This window comes from Mesorhizobium sp. M7A.F.Ca.US.014.04.1.1, from assembly GCF_003998745.1.
GTDB classification, from domain to species: Bacteria; Pseudomonadota; Alphaproteobacteria; order Rhizobiales; family Rhizobiaceae; genus Mesorhizobium; species Mesorhizobium ciceri.
Window position 1 is genome coordinate 1 of record NZ_RZRW01000895.1, and the last position, 1,654, is coordinate 1,654.

Consider the following 1,654-nt stretch of genomic DNA (forward strand, 5'->3'; position numbering starts at 1 on the left):
GGCATTCTTCGCGCACACGATGCTGCCATGGCCCGTCGCGGCGAAAGGTCAGCGTGGCTTCCTCGGAGATGTCATCGCCGTCCTGCGCGTACCAGGTGGCACGCTCCCAGCCATTATAGGCGTCGAAGCGGCCTCCGAGCGCCTTGATGCGATCGTGGATCGGCGACAGCTTGCGGTCGCGGCCCTCCGGCCAGGCATGGCGCGGGAACTGGATGGCGTATTCGTTGCCGTAGATCTCCATGCCCTTGGCGACGCAATAGTCCGGCGCCGCGGCATAGGAAGTGAAGCGGCGCGGGTCGCACGACCACATGTCCCATTCGGTCCGGCCCTCGGTCACCCATTCGGCCAGCACCTTGCCGGCGCCGCCACCCTGGGCAATGCCGAAGGTGAAGACGCAGGCCTCGAAGGCATTGGGAACGCCGGGCATCGGGCCGATCAGCGGATTGCCGTCCGGCGTATAGGGGATCGGCCCGTTGATCACCTTGGACAGGCCGGCCGTGCCAAGGATCGGCACGCGGGCGACGGCGTCGGCCAGATAATGTTCCAGCCGGTCGAGATCATCGGGGAACAGCTGGAAGGAAAAGTCCTCCGGCATCGGGTCATTGTGGCTGGCCCAATGCGCGCGGCAATTGCGCTCATAGGGGCCGAGATTCATGCCGTTCTTCTCCTGGCGCAGATAGTAGGAGGTGTCGACGTCGCGCAGCAGCGGCAGCTTCTTGCCTTGTTCCTTCGACCATGCCGCGAGTTCGGGGATCTCCTCGAACAGAATGTACTGATGGCTCATCACCATCATCGGCACGTCGCGGCCGAACATCCGGCCGACTTCGGCGGCGCGGTAGCCGGCGGCATTGACGACGATCTCGCAGCGGATCTCACCCTGTGCCGTCTCGACCACCCAGTCGTCGTTCTCGCGGCGCACGCCTGTGACCGGGCAGAAGCGGATGATCTTCGCGCCCATGTCGCGCGCACCCTTGGCCAGCGCCTGGGTGAGTTGCGCCGGATCGATGTCGCCGTCGCTCGGGTCGTAGAGCGCGCCTTTCAGCTCATGCGTCTCGATGAAGGGATAGCGACGCTGGATCTCGTCGACACCGACAATGTCTATGTCCATACCCTGGTAGAGGCCCATGCCCTTGGCGCGCTGGAATTCCTGCATGCGCTCGAGCGAGTGGGCAAGGCGAAGCGAGCCGGTGACGTGATAGTTCATGGGGTAGTCGACCGCGTCGGCCAGCCCGCGATAAAGCTCGGTCGAATAGCGCTGCATGTTCATCAGCGACCAGGACGAGGAGAAGGTCGGCACGTTGCCGGCGGCATGCCAGGTCGAGCCGGAGGTCAGCTCGTTCTTCTCGAGCAGCACGCAGTCGGTCCAGCCCGCCTTGGCGAGATGATAGAGCGCGGAGGTGCCGACGGCGCCGCCTCCGATGATCACCACGCGCGCCGTGCTCGGCAAACCCGCCATGTTCTTCTCCAAACTTGAACTCAATAGACGGGTGGTGAAACCACCCAGATGACAATTGCCGGCTCGGCACCCGGATTGCGCCAGCGGTAGGGCTTGCCTTCGAAGCGAAAGGAGTCGCCCTCGCCAAGCCGATGCCAGACACCTCCGATCTCGATGTCGAACAGTCCGGACGCGACGTATCCGGCTTCCTCGTTCGGC

2 protein-coding genes are annotated in these 1,654 nt (G+C 64.3%); both read right to left on the reverse strand.

Annotated features, from left to right (window positions below; translation table 11 throughout):
* Positions 1-1,456: FAD-dependent oxidoreductase (locus EOA22_RS32835; protein ID WP_127390565.1), on the reverse strand; the 1,456-nt coding region annotated here is incomplete at its 3' end.
* A 20-nt stretch (positions 1,457-1,476) separates the two neighbouring features.
* Positions 1,477-1,654 (reverse strand): cupin domain-containing protein (locus tag EOA22_RS32840; protein WP_164756149.1); only part of this gene is annotated, 178 nt, incomplete at its 5' end.